The sequence below is a fragment of the Paenibacillus sp. HGH0039 genome (genome assembly GCF_000411255.1).
Taxonomy (GTDB): Bacteria; Bacillota; Bacilli; order Paenibacillales; family NBRC-103111; genus Paenibacillus_F.
In genome coordinates this window covers 2,868,772-2,885,379 of the sequence record NZ_KE150413.1, presented here as the reverse complement: position 1 = coordinate 2,885,379, position 16,608 = coordinate 2,868,772, and the positions used below count along the sequence as shown (strand labels likewise).

At 44.5% G+C, this 16,608-nt stretch carries 18 protein-coding genes and 1 pseudogene; 16 read left to right on the top strand and 3 right to left on the bottom strand.

Translation table 11 applies throughout. The features are described from left to right. Nucleotides 1–46 precede the first annotated feature (46 nt). Nucleotides 47–904: an arginase family protein gene (locus HMPREF1207_RS27410; protein ID WP_009674178.1), complete on the bottom strand. Its 858-nt coding sequence runs from the start codon at nucleotides 902–904 to the stop codon at nucleotides 47–49. A gap of 289 nt (nucleotides 905–1,193) precedes the next feature. Here HMPREF1207_RS27410 and HMPREF1207_RS27405 point away from each other — a divergent pair, with 289 nt between their 5' ends. The 14 genes and pseudogenes from HMPREF1207_RS27405 to HMPREF1207_RS28985 all read left to right on the top strand — a co-directional run bounded on the left by HMPREF1207_RS27405 (nucleotide 1,194) and on the right by HMPREF1207_RS28985 (nucleotide 12,116). Continuing rightward, a complete protein-coding gene (locus HMPREF1207_RS27405; protein WP_009674138.1) occupies nucleotides 1,194–1,541 on the top strand; it encodes a VOC family protein in 348 nt (115 codons plus the stop codon). A gap of 130 nt (nucleotides 1,542–1,671) precedes the next feature. Further along, nucleotides 1,672–2,073, top strand: a complete 402-nt coding sequence (locus tag HMPREF1207_RS27400) for an Rrf2 family transcriptional regulator (protein WP_009674151.1) — start codon at nucleotides 1,672–1,674, stop codon at nucleotides 2,071–2,073. Between the two features lie 172 nt (nucleotides 2,074–2,245). Beyond that, entirely contained in the window at nucleotides 2,246–2,878 is a 633-nt protein-coding gene (locus HMPREF1207_RS27395) for a ThuA domain-containing protein (RefSeq protein WP_009674176.1), read from the top strand. A 57-nt stretch (nucleotides 2,879–2,935) separates the two neighbouring features. Further along, a complete protein-coding gene (locus HMPREF1207_RS27390) occupies nucleotides 2,936–3,409 on the top strand; it encodes a DinB family protein (RefSeq protein ID WP_016424210.1) in 474 nt (157 codons plus the stop codon). A gap of 114 nt (nucleotides 3,410–3,523) precedes the next feature. Beyond that, nucleotides 3,524–3,766: pseudogene (locus HMPREF1207_RS27385) on the top strand (hypothetical protein); the annotation flags it as partial. A gap of 36 nt (nucleotides 3,767–3,802) precedes the next feature. Continuing rightward, on the top strand, nucleotides 3,803–4,702 hold the full coding sequence (locus HMPREF1207_RS27380; RefSeq protein ID WP_016424209.1) for a class I SAM-dependent methyltransferase: 900 nt from the start codon (nucleotides 3,803–3,805) through the stop codon (nucleotides 4,700–4,702). 52 nt (nucleotides 4,703–4,754) lie between these two features. Then, nucleotides 4,755–5,666 (top strand): NAD(P)/FAD-dependent oxidoreductase, encoded by a 912-nt coding sequence (locus tag HMPREF1207_RS27375; RefSeq protein WP_009674146.1) that lies wholly within the window; start codon nucleotides 4,755–4,757, stop codon nucleotides 5,664–5,666. A 381-nt stretch (nucleotides 5,667–6,047) separates the two neighbouring features. After that, nucleotides 6,048–7,415 carry a PepSY-associated TM helix domain-containing protein gene (locus HMPREF1207_RS27370; RefSeq protein ID WP_036740606.1) on the top strand — a complete coding sequence of 456 codons (1,368 nt, stop codon included), beginning with the start codon at nucleotides 6,048–6,050 and terminating at the stop codon, nucleotides 7,413–7,415. Between the two features lie 468 nt (nucleotides 7,416–7,883). Then, entirely contained in the window at nucleotides 7,884–8,291 is a 408-nt protein-coding gene (locus tag HMPREF1207_RS27365; protein WP_009674162.1) for an RrF2 family transcriptional regulator, read from the top strand. Between the two features lie 140 nt (nucleotides 8,292–8,431). Next, nucleotides 8,432–9,091 carry a nitroreductase family protein gene (locus HMPREF1207_RS27360; RefSeq protein WP_009674169.1) on the top strand — a complete coding sequence of 220 codons (660 nt, stop codon included), beginning with the start codon at nucleotides 8,432–8,434 and terminating at the stop codon, nucleotides 9,089–9,091. A 68-nt stretch (nucleotides 9,092–9,159) separates the two neighbouring features. Then, complete coding sequence (locus HMPREF1207_RS30840; protein WP_138918182.1) at nucleotides 9,160–9,378, top strand: stalk domain-containing protein; 219 nt, start codon at nucleotides 9,160–9,162, stop codon at nucleotides 9,376–9,378. A 186-nt stretch (nucleotides 9,379–9,564) separates the two neighbouring features. Next, the gene (locus HMPREF1207_RS30465) at nucleotides 9,565–9,726 is read left to right on the top strand and encodes an ArsR family transcriptional regulator (protein WP_331271716.1); all 162 of its coding nucleotides are present in this window, start codon (nucleotides 9,565–9,567) and stop codon (nucleotides 9,724–9,726) included. 150 nt (nucleotides 9,727–9,876) lie between these two features. Next, a complete protein-coding gene (locus HMPREF1207_RS27355) occupies nucleotides 9,877–10,878 on the top strand; it encodes an NADP-dependent oxidoreductase (RefSeq protein ID WP_009674167.1) in 1,002 nt (333 codons plus the stop codon). Nucleotides 10,879–11,627: 749 nt separating this feature from the next. Further along, nucleotides 11,628–12,116: a hypothetical protein gene (locus HMPREF1207_RS28985; RefSeq protein ID WP_082211346.1), complete on the top strand. Its 489-nt coding sequence runs from the start codon at nucleotides 11,628–11,630 to the stop codon at nucleotides 12,114–12,116. Between the two features lie 291 nt (nucleotides 12,117–12,407). Here HMPREF1207_RS28985 and HMPREF1207_RS27350 read toward each other — a convergent pair whose 3' ends face one another. After that, nucleotides 12,408–13,376, bottom strand: a complete 969-nt coding sequence (locus HMPREF1207_RS27350; protein ID WP_009674139.1) for an ABC transporter substrate-binding protein — start codon at nucleotides 13,374–13,376, stop codon at nucleotides 12,408–12,410. Nucleotides 13,377–13,730: 354 nt separating this feature from the next. Between HMPREF1207_RS27350 and HMPREF1207_RS27345 the strand changes: the two genes are divergently transcribed. Continuing rightward, nucleotides 13,731–14,312 carry a TetR/AcrR family transcriptional regulator gene (locus HMPREF1207_RS27345; RefSeq protein WP_016424206.1) on the top strand — a complete coding sequence of 194 codons (582 nt, stop codon included), beginning with the start codon at nucleotides 13,731–13,733 and terminating at the stop codon, nucleotides 14,310–14,312. Nucleotides 14,313–14,389: 77 nt separating this feature from the next. Here HMPREF1207_RS27345 and HMPREF1207_RS27340 read toward each other — a convergent pair whose 3' ends face one another. Then, nucleotides 14,390–15,742, bottom strand: coding sequence for an MATE family efflux transporter (locus tag HMPREF1207_RS27340; RefSeq protein ID WP_036740409.1), 1,353 nt, complete (start codon nucleotides 15,740–15,742; stop codon nucleotides 14,390–14,392). Nucleotides 15,743–15,880: 138 nt separating this feature from the next. Between HMPREF1207_RS27340 and HMPREF1207_RS27335 the strand changes: the two genes are divergently transcribed. Then, nucleotides 15,881–16,561 carry a TetR/AcrR family transcriptional regulator gene (locus HMPREF1207_RS27335; RefSeq protein ID WP_009674152.1) on the top strand — a complete coding sequence of 227 codons (681 nt, stop codon included), beginning with the start codon at nucleotides 15,881–15,883 and terminating at the stop codon, nucleotides 16,559–16,561. The last annotated feature ends 47 nt before the right edge of the window (nucleotides 16,562–16,608 follow it).

The window sequence follows — 16,608 nt, the reverse complement described above, 5'->3', positions numbered from 1 at the left end:
TTCAGTACCGTTCAAACATAAAGTGCGTGAGTGCGTTTTAATGACTTTACTCATTTAAAATAGGTATTTCTCCAAGCAGTTTCTTCAAGTTAATTGAATCCCAAGGTATATGCTCCGTTATCCCTAATCCAACTACATCTGTTTCTTCAGACAGCTCTTTAATCAGATTAAGGAGGCCGGACATTTGCATGGTTCCCGCAGCAGAAAATTCATAAGGGGCTTCAGGGTTGGCGAATAATAAAGAACGAAATGCTTTAGGGTCAAGCACATCTAAATCAAGGTGAATCGCTAGGTGCTTAATGTTACTTTGTTTAATCCATTCCTTTATAGATATAGTGCTGTTCATTAACTCTTGGGTTTCAGCAGTTTTAATACCTAGTCGTTGAATGATTTCTGTATCTAGATCTGTTTGTACATTTATACCCGCAATAAACACATTTTTAGGGTTTAAAGGAATTTTTACATGCTTGGCGAACTCTTCATCACCTTCTCCCAACAAATTCCCGAGAGGTAAGGTATGCCCATAATCATACCCGACAATTCTGCCTAAATCGCTGTGAGCATCAATCCAAACCAAACTTAATTCCCCATTGTATCGTTCGTTTAAATAGGCGAATGGGGCTTGTTCGACTAAGCAGTCACCCCCAAACATAACAATACGATCCGGTTTATGAGATTCAATGATATGATGAGCAGCCTCTAATTGCTCAAGCAGTTGTTGTCTTCCATACGTACCGTTCTCGTTTTCAAGCGGAATTCCGTCATAAGCCTGAACGGGGACATGAATAAGGGGCTGATCATTGTCAGGAGCTAGCCAAGCAAGGAGTTCGGCACCAAAAGAGTAGTTAGGGTTGTTTCCCCCTTGCCATTGCGGCATCAGTAGGCGTATGGTTTTTTTAGTCATTTTTTTCTCTCCTTTATTTAAAATAAAGCCAGTATAAAATGTAGACCCACAAAAAAACAGTACGCACTTTATAGATAGCTACTTCCAGAAAGGATAGTGTAAGCACTAAAACCGTGGCGATGCGATGAGTCCGGGGGATCCAGAAGGCCAAGAGCAAACGAACGGGCAATCTTCAGTCGCTGGCATTAAGCTTACGGGCAGTATAGTTGAAAAAGGAACTTAAATTTAAATCTCGAATATCTAAATGTAATCGGATTTAAAAATTTGATGAAAGACAGGAGTAGATACAATGATAAAAGGTTTCGGAGGCATCTTTTGGAGAACCAAGAATATGGAAGTTATAAAAAAATGGTACAGTGAAGTGTTGCAGATTGAAATAGCAAACTGGAATGGGACTGTGATAAAACCCCAATCAGGAAATAAGACTATCTTTTCTTTCTTTACCGAGAATGACGATTATTTTCCAACAGAACAACAAGTGATGTTAAATTTCGAAGTACATAGTCTAGACGAGACGATTAAGCATCTTGAACATATTGGTGTACCCCTTGCAAAGAAAAAAGAGGTTAGTGAATTCGGGAAATTTATTTGGATTGAAGATCCTGAAGGCCGACTGGTCGAGCTCTGGGAGAAATAACGAGTTTGGTTGGACAGAATGAATAGTGCCATGGAATAGATTAAAATAAACCTTCACCTGCTGAAGCTTGACGTAATAAAACATAATCGTTATTATAGACTTGTTAAGTCTGTGTTTGAGGTGATTATGAATGAAGTACTCCAAGGCTACCGATTATGCCCTCCATACGATGCTCTTTCTTACTGCGGCGACTCCCCAAAAACCAATTGGAGTGCAGCAGTTGGCGGAGCGGCAAAGTGTGTCTCCAACCTATTTGTCCAAAATACTGACCAAGTTGGTGAAAGCGGGCATGATTGAATCGATAACGGGAGTGAATGGCGGCTATCGGCTCAAACGTAATTGGGAAAATATTTCGTTCCTAGATATTATTCATGCGATTGAAGGCTCGGCCTCCTTGTTCGATTGCAGTTTCGAACATGGACCAGGATGCCCGATTCAAAAGGTGGTATTGTCGGCAGAAGAGAAGATGGAAGAACAGTTGAGAAGTCAGAAAATGTCTGATCTTGTGCGGGAACTGAATATAGTCATATAATCTTTCTTTTTTTAAGTTAATTAAAGATATTATTTATCTTTAATATCTTTAATATTGTTTTATAATGGCTAGGATTGAATCGATAAGGGGGTGAATGGCGCGGCTATTGACTTAAATGAAGTTAGGGAAATATTATTAGCCCGGTAAATGGGGAAGAGAGGAGACTATGAATATGAAAGCCATTGCGCTTGGACAATACGAGGGAGCGAAATATCATCCTTTCACGCATATCGATCACGAATTACAAACCATATTTGAACCTGTTATGGACGTTGAATGTACGGATGATTACGCCGTGCTTCAGGAGGATAAACTGAAGGGTTATGATCTGTTCATATCGTACACGGACTTTTCGGATCTGGAGATCCCCGAAGATCAGGTACAAGCGCTCCTATCCTATGTGAAAAACGGCGGGGGGCTGCTAGTTATTCACAACGGTATCTCTCTGCAGCGAAGCGAAGAGCTGGAAAAGTTAATCGGCGGAAGGGTTACGGGACATCCGGAATATACGTCACTACCAATTCGCTATCATCAAGGGAGTCACCCGATTGTGGAGAATTTAAGCGATTTTGCGATAGATGAAGAACCTTTCCGGTTCGAGCTGAGTCCGCATGAATCGGCGGTTATACTTGCCGAATATGACCATGATGGCCAGCGGTGGCCTGCAGCGTGGGCACATACCTATGGCTCTGGACGCGTGGTATATCTGATGCCGGGGCATCATCTTCCATCTTTCCGGGTAGAATCCGTGCGCAAGCTGATTCGGAATAGCGGAATGTGGGCTGCCCAGAGGTTCGTAGAGTAGTTAACCAGGGGGAGAAATCCCCCGTTTAACCCCTATTATCAAAAGGAGAGCGAGAAGATGGACGTACTCAGAAACCAGTATGAATTGATTCAACGCACAAGGGAATCATTATTTCGTTATTGCGAAACTTTTTCCCCCACAGATTATGTTAAAGAAGTTGAAACCTTAGGCGGGGTTTCTATTCGCAGTCTGCATGCTCATGTAGCCGATTGTTATCGGGTATGGTTGGGGAGTCGAGCCCTTGGTCAATCAATTCCCAAAATAAAACCGGAATCCGTTGACAATGTACAGGAAATGCGTGAAGTTTTTAAGAAAGCGGATGTCCTGGTCGATGAATTTCTGGGTGATTTTAAAAACAAATGGGACCCTTCCGTTCAAGCGCCCTGGCAGAGTGACAGCGTAGAATTAACCGAATTATGGCTATTTACGCACACCATCACCCACGAATTTCATCATAGAGGACAAATGTTAAAAATGGGCAGGCAGCTCGGGTATATCCCGCCGAAAATGAACCTCGCTAAACCTAAGTGATTTCATTGAACCGCGAACTGAGTATAGGTACATAACACTTTTTTTGAACCAATTAAAGATAACTAGTGTCTTTAAAGTCTAAAATATCGAATTTTAATTGGGAGAGTGGAGAGTATGCAAGCAGTGACGACAGAAGCACAGCATAGTGCGGTGCAAAAGTATAAAGTTATTCCAATCATGGTTTCCTTACTGCTAAGCGGATTTATTGGGATGTTTAACGAGACGGCTTTAAACGTAGCGCTCAGCGATTTAATCAACCTGTTTCATATCACCGCCGCAACGGCCCAATGGCTGACGACCGGTTACTTACTGACCCTGGGCATATTGGTTCCGGTAAGTTGTTTTCTACTCAATTTTAAGCCTGTATTATGAGAAAAAAGGGTGATAAATACGATGAGAAATGAACTATTTGATTCGGCGGTATGGGAAAAAGCCTGGAAGGAAGATCCGTATACGGGAGTAAACAAGATGAAGAGGGCTGGCATTGATCCGGCGCATTCACTTGATTCAGCGGCCAAGTCGTTCAATAAAGAAGTGTTCAGCGAAGAAGGCAGGCGAAGGACCAGACGGATTATGAACTGGCTAGAGGACCAAGGCGTTGAATTTCCGGGATCTTCTGTTCTGGATATAGGTGCGGCATCGGGTGGCTTTTCCGTACCTTTCGCGGAGCGGGGAGCGGATGTAACGGCGGTGGAAACTTCCCGCCCGTTGGTCGAGCTCCTGGAGCAAAATAGTTCGGGCTTGACGAATGGAACGGTCAAGGTGGTGAACGAACCTTTCGAAAACATCGATCTTGAGGCAAGGGGATGGGAGAGAGCCTTTGATCTCGTCTTTGTCTCCATGTGCCCGGTTCTAGTCGATTGGGCCAGTGTGGAGAGGGTGCTGAGCTGCGCGAAGGCATTCTGCTACATGAGCTTGTCGGTAGGTTCCAGGAAGCACAGCCTGGTTGACGAGGTATGGCCGCTTGTCACCGATCGCCCCCGAGAGACCGAGCATTTGGAGATGATTTACCTGACCCAATTACTGCTGCTAAAGGGATACTCTTATCAATCGCTGGTGACCCAAGAAATGAAAACAACGACAGTCTCCAAGGAGACGGCATTCAAGGATACGATCAATTGGCTGAACATGTACGGTATCGCGGCGGACGAGAGGGTTCGTCATATTGTCTCCCGTCATTTGGACACACGCTATCCCGGCGAACAAGTGGAAATCCGGCAAGGCGGCCGTTTCGGCAAAGTGCTTGTTCGTCTGCAAAGTCAGCATATGTACGACAGAGAAGACCGGATGTAGCCGCGGTCGCCATAAATATCGATAGCATACTAACGAGGAGGATTAAACAATCATGAACAAAGTGGATGTAGCGATTATCGGGGGAGGTCCCGCCGGTTTGAGCGCCGGACTTATGCTGGGACGCGCGAGGAAGCAGACGATTGTCATTGATGCGGGACGTCCCCGTAATGCCGTGACCCGGGAGGCGCACGGGTTTTTGACGCGGGACGGAATCAGCCCGGGTGAATTCCGACGTATTGCGCAGGAGCAGCTGCGCGTCTATCCGTCGGTTTCCCAGGCGGAAGATACCGTTGTGTCCATCTCGGGCGAGGACGGATCCTTCTTGCTGGAGACGGCCACAGGGATGAAGATCGCCAGCAAGAAGCTGCTTTTTGCCGCAGGCATGAAAGATCGCAAGCTCGAGATTCCGGGATTGGCCGAGGTCTACGGGAAGAGTGCGTTTGTTTGCCCGTATTGCGATGGTTGGGAATTAAGGGATGAGCCGCTGGTTGTCATTAGCAGAGGAGCGGCACTCATGCATTTCGCTCCATTGCTGTCGGGCTGGACGAAGCGGTTTGTCGTTTGCACGAATGGCCCCGATGAATTGAGCCAGGCTGAGCGCGATGAATTGCGGGATCATGGTATTCCGCTATTCGATACGCCGATTCGTGCCATTATATCCAGTGAGGGTATGGTGAATCATGTTGTGCTTGAGGATGGGACAGAAATTCCGTGCACGGGAATCTTCTTCAAGTCGGAACTGGTTCCGGGAACGGATTTGCCGCAGTCCCTAGGCTGCCGCATATCGGATGCGGGGGTGATTGCAGTCGACGAATTTGGAAAATCCAGTGTCCCCGGCGTTTACGCAGCGGGTGACGCATCTTCACTCATGCATCAATCCATTGCGGCAGCCGCATCGGGTGCTGTAGCCGCGGCAGCAATAAACGGAGAATTAAATCAGGAAGCTTGGCAGAAAACGCAATGAATGAAAGTAGGAGTTCAGTAAGAAACGATATAAATAGCCGCGCATGTCGCGGCTATTTACTATTTCCGGCACTGAAAACCTATTATTTAAAAAAGTAAGTGCCTGCTATTAGTAGGCACTTACGAGAGAATTTGGTCGGCTCTTTGGACGTCAAACAGAGTACGGCTTCTCAAACTGATCACCAAACTCGTAATGGCGGCGCCTGCCAGCGCCGCAAGCAGATCTACACCGTTGAAACACTGGAGATTAATTTGACGGTCTTCCGACCAAGGTTACAAGTGTCTCGAGAATGCTAGAATATAGCCCAATTGAGTCATTGTAACGAGAAACCGTATTGCTATAATAGGAAAAGGCTGAAAAGAAAAATGAAGGGAAATGATGATGGAGAAAACTAATTATACTCGTTTTTGGCGATGGCATTTTTACGCAGCATTATTTATTACGCCACTTCTTATTACACTAACATTAAGCGGTATTGGGTATTTGTTTTATACAAATGTAGAAAATAATTGGTACAAGAATGAATTTTTTAACAAAAGCAGCCAAACACAACAATTGACGATTGATCAAGGTATGGAGAAAGCAAAGCAAACATTCAAGGATTATTCGGTTTCAAAAGTTATTGTGTTAGAGGATCCGTACAATACGCGTTTAACGATGACAAATAAAGATGGCGATCAAAAATATGTATTTTTAGATTCGAATTATCAAATTGTCGGCAGCCAAAATCCAAAATATACATTTTCCAATGTGATGAGAGAGATCCATAGTTCACTCTTTGTGGGGGGAACGGTTGTTAACTACTTAGTTGAATTGGCCGCATGCTGGGCAATCTTCCTGCTTCTATCCGGTATTTATATGACTTTCAAAGGAAGGGCATTGAAGAAGGAGCCGAATCCAGGCAAGCGGCAAAAGAATCTGAAATGGCATGCGCTAACAGGTACAATCATTACAATTCCAATGGTTATCATTATTTTTACCGGATTGCCTTGGTCAGCTCTTATGGGTGATTTTATATACTCCGCAGCTCAAAAGTATCCGTCTATTGGAACTCCAGCATTAAAACAAAATCCGCCTACTTCGGATATAAACGAAATTCCTTGGGCTACTCGTAAAAATGAGGCGCCGGCTTCAACCGGAGGATCTCATGCTGAACACAACGGTATGGCTTCAATGGATAATACGTCCAACCCGAGCGGGATGATCACGGTCCAACAGTTGATGAACGAGGTTAAGCAAGCCGATATTTCTAAGCCATACTCCATTATTTACCCCAAAAATGAGCAAGGGGTATATACCGTTTCTAAAGGAAGTAATACGGGAGTGACCGGCTTAGACGTTAGCCCGTATGATGAAGTAACAACCTATTTTGATCAGTATAGCGGTAAAATGATTTCAAAGGTCGGTTTTGAAGATTATGGCATTCTAGCCAAATGGTTTACATGGGGCATCCCGCTGCATGAAGGTCACTTATTTGGCTGGCCTAATAAAGTATTGAACCTGGTTGTATGTCTTTCGTTCTTACTCGTTATTTTCTGGGGCTTTAGAACGTGGTTAACTCGAAAAAAGAAAAATTCCTTGTCGGCTCCGCCGAACCTATCAAGCAAGCTATCGGTTGGATTCATTATTTTTATGCTGTTATTAGGATGTATGATGCCGCTATTTGGCATTTCCTTAATTTTGGTAGTATTGATTGAAATTATTCTTTCTTTCAAAAAGAAATTTCAAAATGTGAATATTACCAAGTAGGCATTTCAAGTAGTACCTAGGAGCGGGAATTTTCCGGTCCTTTTTTATTATTCGATGAGCAAATATCAAATTGAAAATAAATGCGTTTTGCTATAATAAATGAACTGTTTTCTGGAATAGGATCGTTTGCCGGTTAAACAAGTGATGAAATTCAAGAGAATTCAGGGAGCAAGCCGATGAAACCTTGAGGAAATATAGTCTATGGACTTTTGGCGGAAAGAACGGGTTCGATTACGTTTCTGATATTCAAGGGTTTGGTAATCTTATGTACAGGCTTTAAACCAACATTCAAATGTGTCTTAATGACAAAGTAATATTAAATGATAAGTTTCGTTGACGAATCTATGAATCTACTGTATTTTCATACAGTGTTACACATCATATGTGGACATCCGTTTAAGAGGAACGGAAAGGTTCTCTTTTTTTTGTGAAAGGTTCCAGGGTACGCTGTAAACAGGAGGAATTGTTATGATATCTAACCGGGGCACCCAAATCGGTCCGCCGCGTTTCGGCGTTGCCGTGCATGCTTTGATTCTGCTTGCCCAATGCGAAGGAATGCTTTCCAGCGCGGTCATAGCCGGCTGTGTACAATCGCATGCTACCTTCCTCCGCAGAGTATTGGCGCAGCTCACTCACGCCGGTATTGTCGAAGCGAGGGAAGGGCGTGGCGGAGGCTACTACTTGAAGCGCCGGCCGGATCAAATTACGCTGGCGGATATATTTATGGCCCTCAAATCGGATTGCTGTGAACAGGGGGGTGAACCCGATTGCGCCGCGGGTCTGCAAATCGATGCGAAGCTCGAAGCGATTATGGGGGAAGTACAGAATCAGACTGTCGAACTGCTCAAGCAGCATACATTAGCCGATTTGATGTAAGGATAATTTCCGGATTGCAATGTGAGCCGGAACGTTATATACTGTAATAAAATACATTGCAGTTGTTCGTTCGGCTGCATTTTTATTTAAGATATACTGTGCCTATATTAAGCACAGTCATTATTGAGGAGGAGAGAACCATGTCCGTTTCACAACCATCTCTAACGGTGGAGCAGCAGTTTTTCGATGTTATTAAGGATCGCCGATCCGTCCGCAGCTATGATCCCGAAGTCAAGATTTCGCGGGAGCAAATAAACGAAATCTTGCAGCAAGCGACGCTGGCTCCTTCAAGCGCCAATTTGCAGCCGTGGAGGTTCCTCGTTATCGACTCGCCGGAGCTGAAGCAAAAGCTGCTTCCGATCGCGTATAATCAGCAGCAAGTGATCGAGGCTTCGGCCGTCATTGCCGTGTTAGGAGATAGGGAGACCTATAAATTGGCCGAAAAAATTTACGGAATGGCAGTTGATGCGGGCCACATGGATGCAGAGACGGCTAAATCGTTCGTGGAACGCTATCAAGGAATCTTTAAGAGCATGCCTCCGGAGAATATTCGCCGAATCGTTTCCATTGACGGTGGTTTGGTATCCATGCAGCTCATGCTTGTAGCCCGCGCCAAAGGCTACGATACGGTCCCGATGGCCGGCTATGACGAGGCCAAGTTCGTGGAAGCCTTCCATATTTCGGAACGGTACGCTCCTGTTATGCTTATCGCCATCGGCAAGGCTGCGAAGCCGGGGCATCCGACGGTCAGATTGCCGATCGAGGATGTCACTTTCTACAACGAAATGCCCAAGGCATAAAAATATTCAGTACGAAAAGACGCCAGAGAATTCAAAGGGATTGGCCATCCCCCGTCAAGTAGACGCGAATACAAAGACATGTCATTAAGCAGCAGCCGTTTCCCGGTATTCGACCGGGGAACGGTTGTTTATTTTTTCTGGAAACGACCATTAGTGTAAAACGAATTAGTGACCGTTCAGATGAAGTCAAATTTGATCAACCGCCGATTATCATGGATGGTCGAACACTTATTCCAATTCGTGCTGTTTGTGAGAAAATCGGCGCAACAGCTAAATGGATGGGATGATAGAACTAGAACAACGATTGTAAGTAAAGATAATCAGCCTTTAGCTTGATTTTGTTAAGAAAATAGCTATAATTACGTTTATATGTTTAAACCAATGAACTAAATAAGTGAACCGCATGAGCCAGCAAACCGAGGACCTTCTTCAACAATTTAAAGATTGCATCCCTCTGTTGGAAGTGCTGACCGATGAAAACCGCTATTATTATGCTGTTAGCACAGAACAAACCGGGATTCAATGTTAACCCAATAGCAGGCGATATAACTTTGTCCCGACCGGCTGTATCTCATCATTTAAAGGTGTTGAAACATAGAAAACTATTATGTATTGACTGTCCGTCAACCACTTGAACAAATCAAATCATTAATTACGTCCGTTGAAGACGAATGCAATGAACCTAAGTGAATGACCCAAATAACTAAGTGGATATTCTAATGAGATTTTATTCGGCCAATTTTTTCATATAGTTAAACCAATAATCATATTTGGAGTGATATTAAATGAAGGCTATGACCATCAAAAAGTACGGAAAAAATGTTCCCTTAATAATGACAGAACAACCCATGCCGAATATCGGTGAACAGGATGTGCTAGTGGAAATTCATGCAGCCAGCTTAAATCCTATTGACTATAAAATTAAGGAAGGGAAGATGAAATTACTATTGAATTATAGCTTTCCCCTAATTTTGGGGAATGATTTCTCCGGAGTTGTAGTCAAGGTCGGCAGCCGGGTGAAGACATTTAAACCCGGAGATGAGGTTTACGGAAGACCACGCAAGAACCGAATCGGAACGTTAGCTGAGTTTATTGCTGTTCATGAGGAAGATATTTGGCTGAAACCGCAGAATCTAACCTTTGAAGAGGCGGCATCGATACCCCTGATTGGACTTACGACTTACCAAGCATTTGTTGATATATTAAATCTCCAAAAAGGCCAAAAAATCTTGATTCACGCAGGTTCGGGAGGCGTAGGAACCTTCGCCATCCAACTGGCCAAGCTGATGGGCGCATACGTTGCCACAACTGCAAGCGAGAAAGGCTATGAATTGGTCAAATCGTTGGGGGCGGATCTAATTATTAATTATAAAAAAGAGAATTTTGAAGAAATGCTTACCGGATATGACGCTGTTTTTGATACTTTAGGTGGAGAAACTTTGGAAAAATCATTCCGCATACTGAAACCAGGCGGACAAATCGTATCCGTCTCCGGCATGCCAAACGCCAGATTTGGAAAGGAAGCAAAATTGGGTTGGTTAAAAACAACCATTTTGTCCATCGTGAGCCGTAAGATCAAAGTCCAAGAGAAGAAGAGCCAAACTAGGTATCACTTCCTTTTTATGAAACCGAGCGGAGAACAATTGAAGGTTATAAAGGAATTTATTGAAGGAGGCTTCATCAAGCCTACTATCGATAAGGTGTATCGTTTGGAAGATACCGGGCAAGCAATTGATTACTTGGAAAGCGGAAGGGCTAAGGGAAAAGTAGTCATCAGAATAAAGTGATTATGAGGAGAAAATCCAACCCGGACCTTTCTTAGGCCGGGTTAGATGCATGTATTAAATCTTCGCCGTTATGGTGATACGGCTAACCTTATCACAAGTAACGGCAAGTTTTTGGGTTGAAATGTAAAAAAGGACCGATTAAACTGTTTTGGAAAGATAACAGATTATGGTGAGAGCGAGTGATCTTTGATGATAATTAAATTGTACAGGGAAAAGGTGAAGGACAAATAACAGAGGAGGCAAATCTTTGTACAATCATAGTCTGGAAGGATCCCTTTATATAGTACATCGTGGGATAATTATTCTTCCCAGTCTATTGCAAAACGCCTCCGTTTTCACCTTTATGGAACGGACATTTCAATCTATTGAGGTGTGCATCAAAAAGAAAGGCCATCCCGCAAAGGGATGGCCTTAAAACTTTTAAAAGCGACAAAAACGTAACTCAAAAATGGAGAAAACAAGAGCTTAGATCGTTAAACGCAAAATGAGATTGGTTTTTGTGTAAATCATTACCTTGAATGGTAATGTGACGACCTTTTTAGGGTAATTAGATGACAGGATACATAGCTGTTCTTGAAATCGAAAAATTGTTATTGTATAATCAAATTGTAATATTTAGTAAATTATGAAATAAATGGTGGTGATGAGGATACGGTTGTTGCATCAAAATTTAATTCAGGTATTGGAGTAGTAAAGTTGTGGTAACTTATGAAATTCATTATGGATCCCTAAAAAAGGAGTGTTACAGAATGAAAAAAACTTTTTCAAAATTAGTGACTTCCGCAACTATCCTTTCTTCTGCTTTATTAATTTCCGTTGCACCTGCAAGCGCTACTACCGCATTTATTACTGGAGATTCTAGTGCTGTTTCGGCAAATGACAATTTAAAATCCATAGGGATTACTCCTCATGCAATCGGGAATACACTAACTTGGGATTTAAAAGGTAACGTAGTGGACCCAGTTAACAGTTTTAATGTGAAAAGTGGATATGGAAATGTTAAACTGTATGCAAAAAATACAGGAACAGCATCTTTTAGAGTCGAAGTAAAGTACAACGGCACTTCGAATAAGGTTATTTTTAATCAAACCGTTGAAAACGGTAAACCAGCAGTAGAAGTTATAAATAATAATAATAATCCATCTGTTCCCGCAGGCGATTATACAGTGACTATTTACGGTGGATCAGGTCTTCCAAAAGGAGAAGTTGTTCTTAAAAGTTCTGACACTCCGTGGTAATAAAAAAAGAGGTACGATAAAAGCGATACGATTTTGCAATGCAGATACGACATCCGTTGTATCTGCATTGTTTTTTTATGCAAAAGCTTCGCAGGACTGCGTGCTGAATCAGCTAGCTGTAAAAATAATAAAAGCGGAACGGCACGACAAACTGTACCCAATACAGTAGACACTTAAAGCAAAAGCAGCCCGCCCTCGGATGAGGAACGAGCTGTTTTTTTAGTTTTCACGATTTCATTCCCAATTCGAAAGGGGAGAGGAATGAGCCGAAGCTTGCGCTCACCGGGACGCCTACAAGCTCAGCTTCTCGAAACGGACTTTAATGTCCTCAACCAGCAGCTTGGCTGCGATGATGCCTCCCGATGTATTCCACACCGCTTCATCGACATTGAAAGTCCGTTGTTTTTTTACAACGTTCAGATTTTGTCCGAGAGGGCTTTTCAGCCATTCGTCCGCCGTTTTGGAGGCATCGGTTTCACCGTTGCGGTCGGAAGTAAAGTAGAAGAACACATCGCCATCAAGCACGTTCATTTGTTCCGTCGTAAGATCGTCGGTGAACTTATCTTTGTTTTGAGCCTCCGGGCGGGCAAAACCCAGCTGCTCAAGGACGACGCCGGCAAAATTGTTTTTGTAGTAAACGCGTACTTTTCCGGGCTGGAATCGGGCCAGCGAAACACGCATTTTCGTTTTATCGCCCAGGGCCGCCTTCGTTTGCTCAATGGCCTTGTTGTAGCTATCGAGAGCCGCTTTTCCTTCGGCTTCTTTGTTTAGCGCCTTCGCATACAGCTCGAAGTTTTCAATCATGCTATCGCCGAGATTTTCCGTAAAGACGGTGGGTGCGATAGCGGAAAGCTGCGGATATATTTTTTCGTGGCGGACCTTGGTTCCTAAAATAATATCCGGTTTCAGGCTGGCAATAAGCTCTAGATTGGGCTGCGTCTCGTCGCCGATAACTTTTACGCCGTCCATCTTATCTTTGATATGATCAAACCAGGGCTCGCCAATCCAAGACTTTACCGCAGCGACCGGTTTAATGCCAAGTTCCAGTAAAGATTCGGTGCCTTGGTTCGTCAACACGACGACGCGCTGCGGAGTTCCTGTAATGGGCGTGTCGCCCATCGCATGTTTAATCGTGCGGACCGGAGCTCCACTGTTCTTCTCTTCCTGCGGCTGGGATGCGTTCGGTTTGGCGCAGGCTGCGACAAGTAAGGATATGAGGAGGAGGAGAGACAACGCCATCCATTTTTTTGATTTTCCCAACAGTAATACCCCTTTCGGTTTCTAAAAATGATTATCATTCTCAATAGAAGTTTACAGACGACTCCCTTGATTTGAATGATGCGTCTTACCATGAAAACAGAAACGTTACAGCTGTAACACGTCTGATCCTTGTCTACCTTAATATAAAATCTTTTGGGATGCAATGCTTGTCGAGGAAATGAGAGTAAAAATAGACACTTAAGAGAATGTGTCACACTTTGAACGTTTACCTAACTTCGCGGATGGCCAGGTGTAACCTATGGTATAGTTGTATCGGTTACGATAATGCTTTTCATGCAGCGCCGGTTGAGTGAATAAGATCGAAATTTACACGATAAGAGGATGTGTCACACGTTGAACGCGCAGTCAGGCAAGCTTGCTCTACGATCGCAGGAATGGATTCAAACGGCTTTGTTTCAACTTATGGAAAAAAAAGAGTACTCCCACATATCGATAACCGAGATCGCGGATAGGGCCGGGCTTGCACGGCAAACCGTTTATCGAAATTTTCAAGACAAGGACGTCATTCTGCTAACCTATTTGGACGGATTTATGAAAGGGATGTGGCACGATTTGGGCGTCGGGATGAAGACCTCGTTCGACGAAGAGATGTTCGTCCTGCTGTTTCGCAATTGGAAACGCAATGCTCCTGCCGCCTTAATCCATAGTATCTTGACCAAAGACCGCAAGATCAGGCAGCTCATCTATAAAAGCATTTGTGACTACTTCGACGAGCTGCTCGCGAGCAGAAGAAATGAGCCGGGCGGAAACGGGGAGGGAGCGCTTCATTTCCATGGGCTGTACGCCGGCAAATCGCTATCCTCCATCGTGCATATGATGCTGATCGAATGGACTCTGAACGATTTTCATCTGACACCGGAACAAATCGGAAGTGTGGTTAGCGATTTGACCGCTTCGATCCGGGCGTACCTATAAAGCCGAAGCAGTCCTGATCGCTAGGAAGGGCAGGATCGGGGAGTGCCCTTATCCTGCCTTCTTGCGGTTGTATGTTTCTACTGTACTAAATGATCCAAATCCGGCTTCAATTTGTTCCGCAAAGCATACAGCATGATGGCACCGACAAGGAACGCGACGGCATCCGCAATAACGAGCGACCAGACCACCCCATGGAAGCCGTTCATACGATTGGCGATATAGAGCACTGGAATGAGAGTAATTCCTTGAATTACTGACATAATAAACGCGGCGGTTCCTTGCGCTGTTGCTTGGAAGATTCCCGTAAACAATGTGGTCATTCCCGTAATGAACAAGGATAAGAACGTCACATGCAGAATGTAGCTGCCCATTTCGATTAATTGCGGGTCATTCGTAAATAAACCGATCAAGTGGCCGGAAATCAAATAGACGATGATGCCGAACAGGACGGCTAACGCCACAATCACTTTGATCGTAAATCCAATCGTATGCTTCATGCGTAATTTATTCGCTGTAAAAGAGAAGGCAATGAGCGGCACGACACCCTCGCATAAGCCCATCAGAATAAACTCCGGGAATTGCAATAAACGGGATGAAATTCCGTAAGCCGCTACGGACTGATCCCCATATTCGACAAGGAAATGGTTAAAGATAAGCGACATGGCACCCAAAAAGATACTCATGATAAAGACGGGAACTCCGATTTTAATCACATTGCTCAAAATGTCCTTGGTAACCTTGAACCATTTTACGGAGACGGTTAAGAATGGGCTCTTATCTTTCATATGGAAGGCGTAGAATGCACTCGCAACCAAGTTAGAAATAACCGTAGCAGACGCAACGCCGATCACGTCCCAATGGAACACGAAGATGACTAACGCATCGAGAATAATATTTACGACAACACTAAGAATCATACCGATCATCGATGTGATGGCTGCCCCCTCCGAGCGCACGATATTCTCCAGCGTGAAAAATAATACGACGAATGGTGAACCCATAAGCATAATCGTGACATAGTCCTTCGTGAATCCGAAGGAATCAGGCGTTGCCCCCAGGCCATGAACGATCGGATCGATCAACGGGAGGCCGACGGCCATCACGATAACACCGAGAACCAAGCTGCTGTAAAAGGCGAATGAAGACACATGCTTTACATCCTCAACTTTTTTCTCTCCCAGCAAACGGGAGATGAATGTGCCGCTGCCCATGCCAATCAAGTTGCCCAGCGCCATAATGGCCGCGAATAACGGCAAGGTTAGTGCGAGTGCGGTTAACATGGCCGTATTGCCCAGTGTACCAAGGAAATAGGCATTCAAGATGGAATAGATGACACTCATTGACGTGCCTAGCATCATCGGTACAGCGAAGTGAGCTACGGCTTTTGCGATTGGCGCTTTTTCAAAGTAATGAAGGTTTTCTGCATCCATGCGGGTCACTACTTTCCTCATTTATTTTGGACCTTACTCTAACAGTGTTAGGTTGTGCCTTACAGTGTTAGATGATATCATGAAGCTATGAACCTGTAAAGTATAAACTTACACTGTTAGATAAAAGGGCGGATATCGATGAAAAAGCAGCAGCCTCAGATTTCGGAGGATAAAATTTTGGAAACCTCCTGGGAACTTCTAGGGGAAGGTGGCATCGAGAAATTCAGCATGAGACGATTGGCCGACCGGCTGGGGATTCAGGCTCCCTCTCTGTACTGGTACTTCAAGAGCAAGCAGGATCTTTACCAGCGTCTGGCCAACCAGGTATCGAAAATAATCCTGGAGGAGTTCCGTTCCGAGGGGGATTGGAAGGAGCAGCTGACGGGACTTGCGGTAACGGTACGGAGTGTACTCAGCCGGTATCCTTGCTCCACACAGCTCATGATGATGACGCTGCCCCACGAACCGGATATCATCCGGTTCACCAACCGTATGCTGCTCTGTGTGGAATCAACGCCGCTTGACCATGAGCAGAAGATGCAAGTAGTTCTCACCCTTGTAAACTATGTCTACTACTTCGTCCTGGACGATTATCAGCATGAGCGCAATGTCTCCGCTATCCTTAAGGACCAGGGAGCACTTCCGGGTGAGGAGATGATTCGCCTTCTGGACTCCATGAGCGAGAGCGAAGCGGGACTGTTCCGGAGGATGTTCACGAACGGGCTGTTCGAGCTGATGGGGACCGACGGAGCGTTTGAGTTCGGATTGAAGCTGATTCTGCTGGGGATTGAGCAGGTGATAAAGGAGCAGGAGAAGTAGGATGTACAAACGCTTATGCGTTTTCAATGAGATCAAAGAAAGGGCCA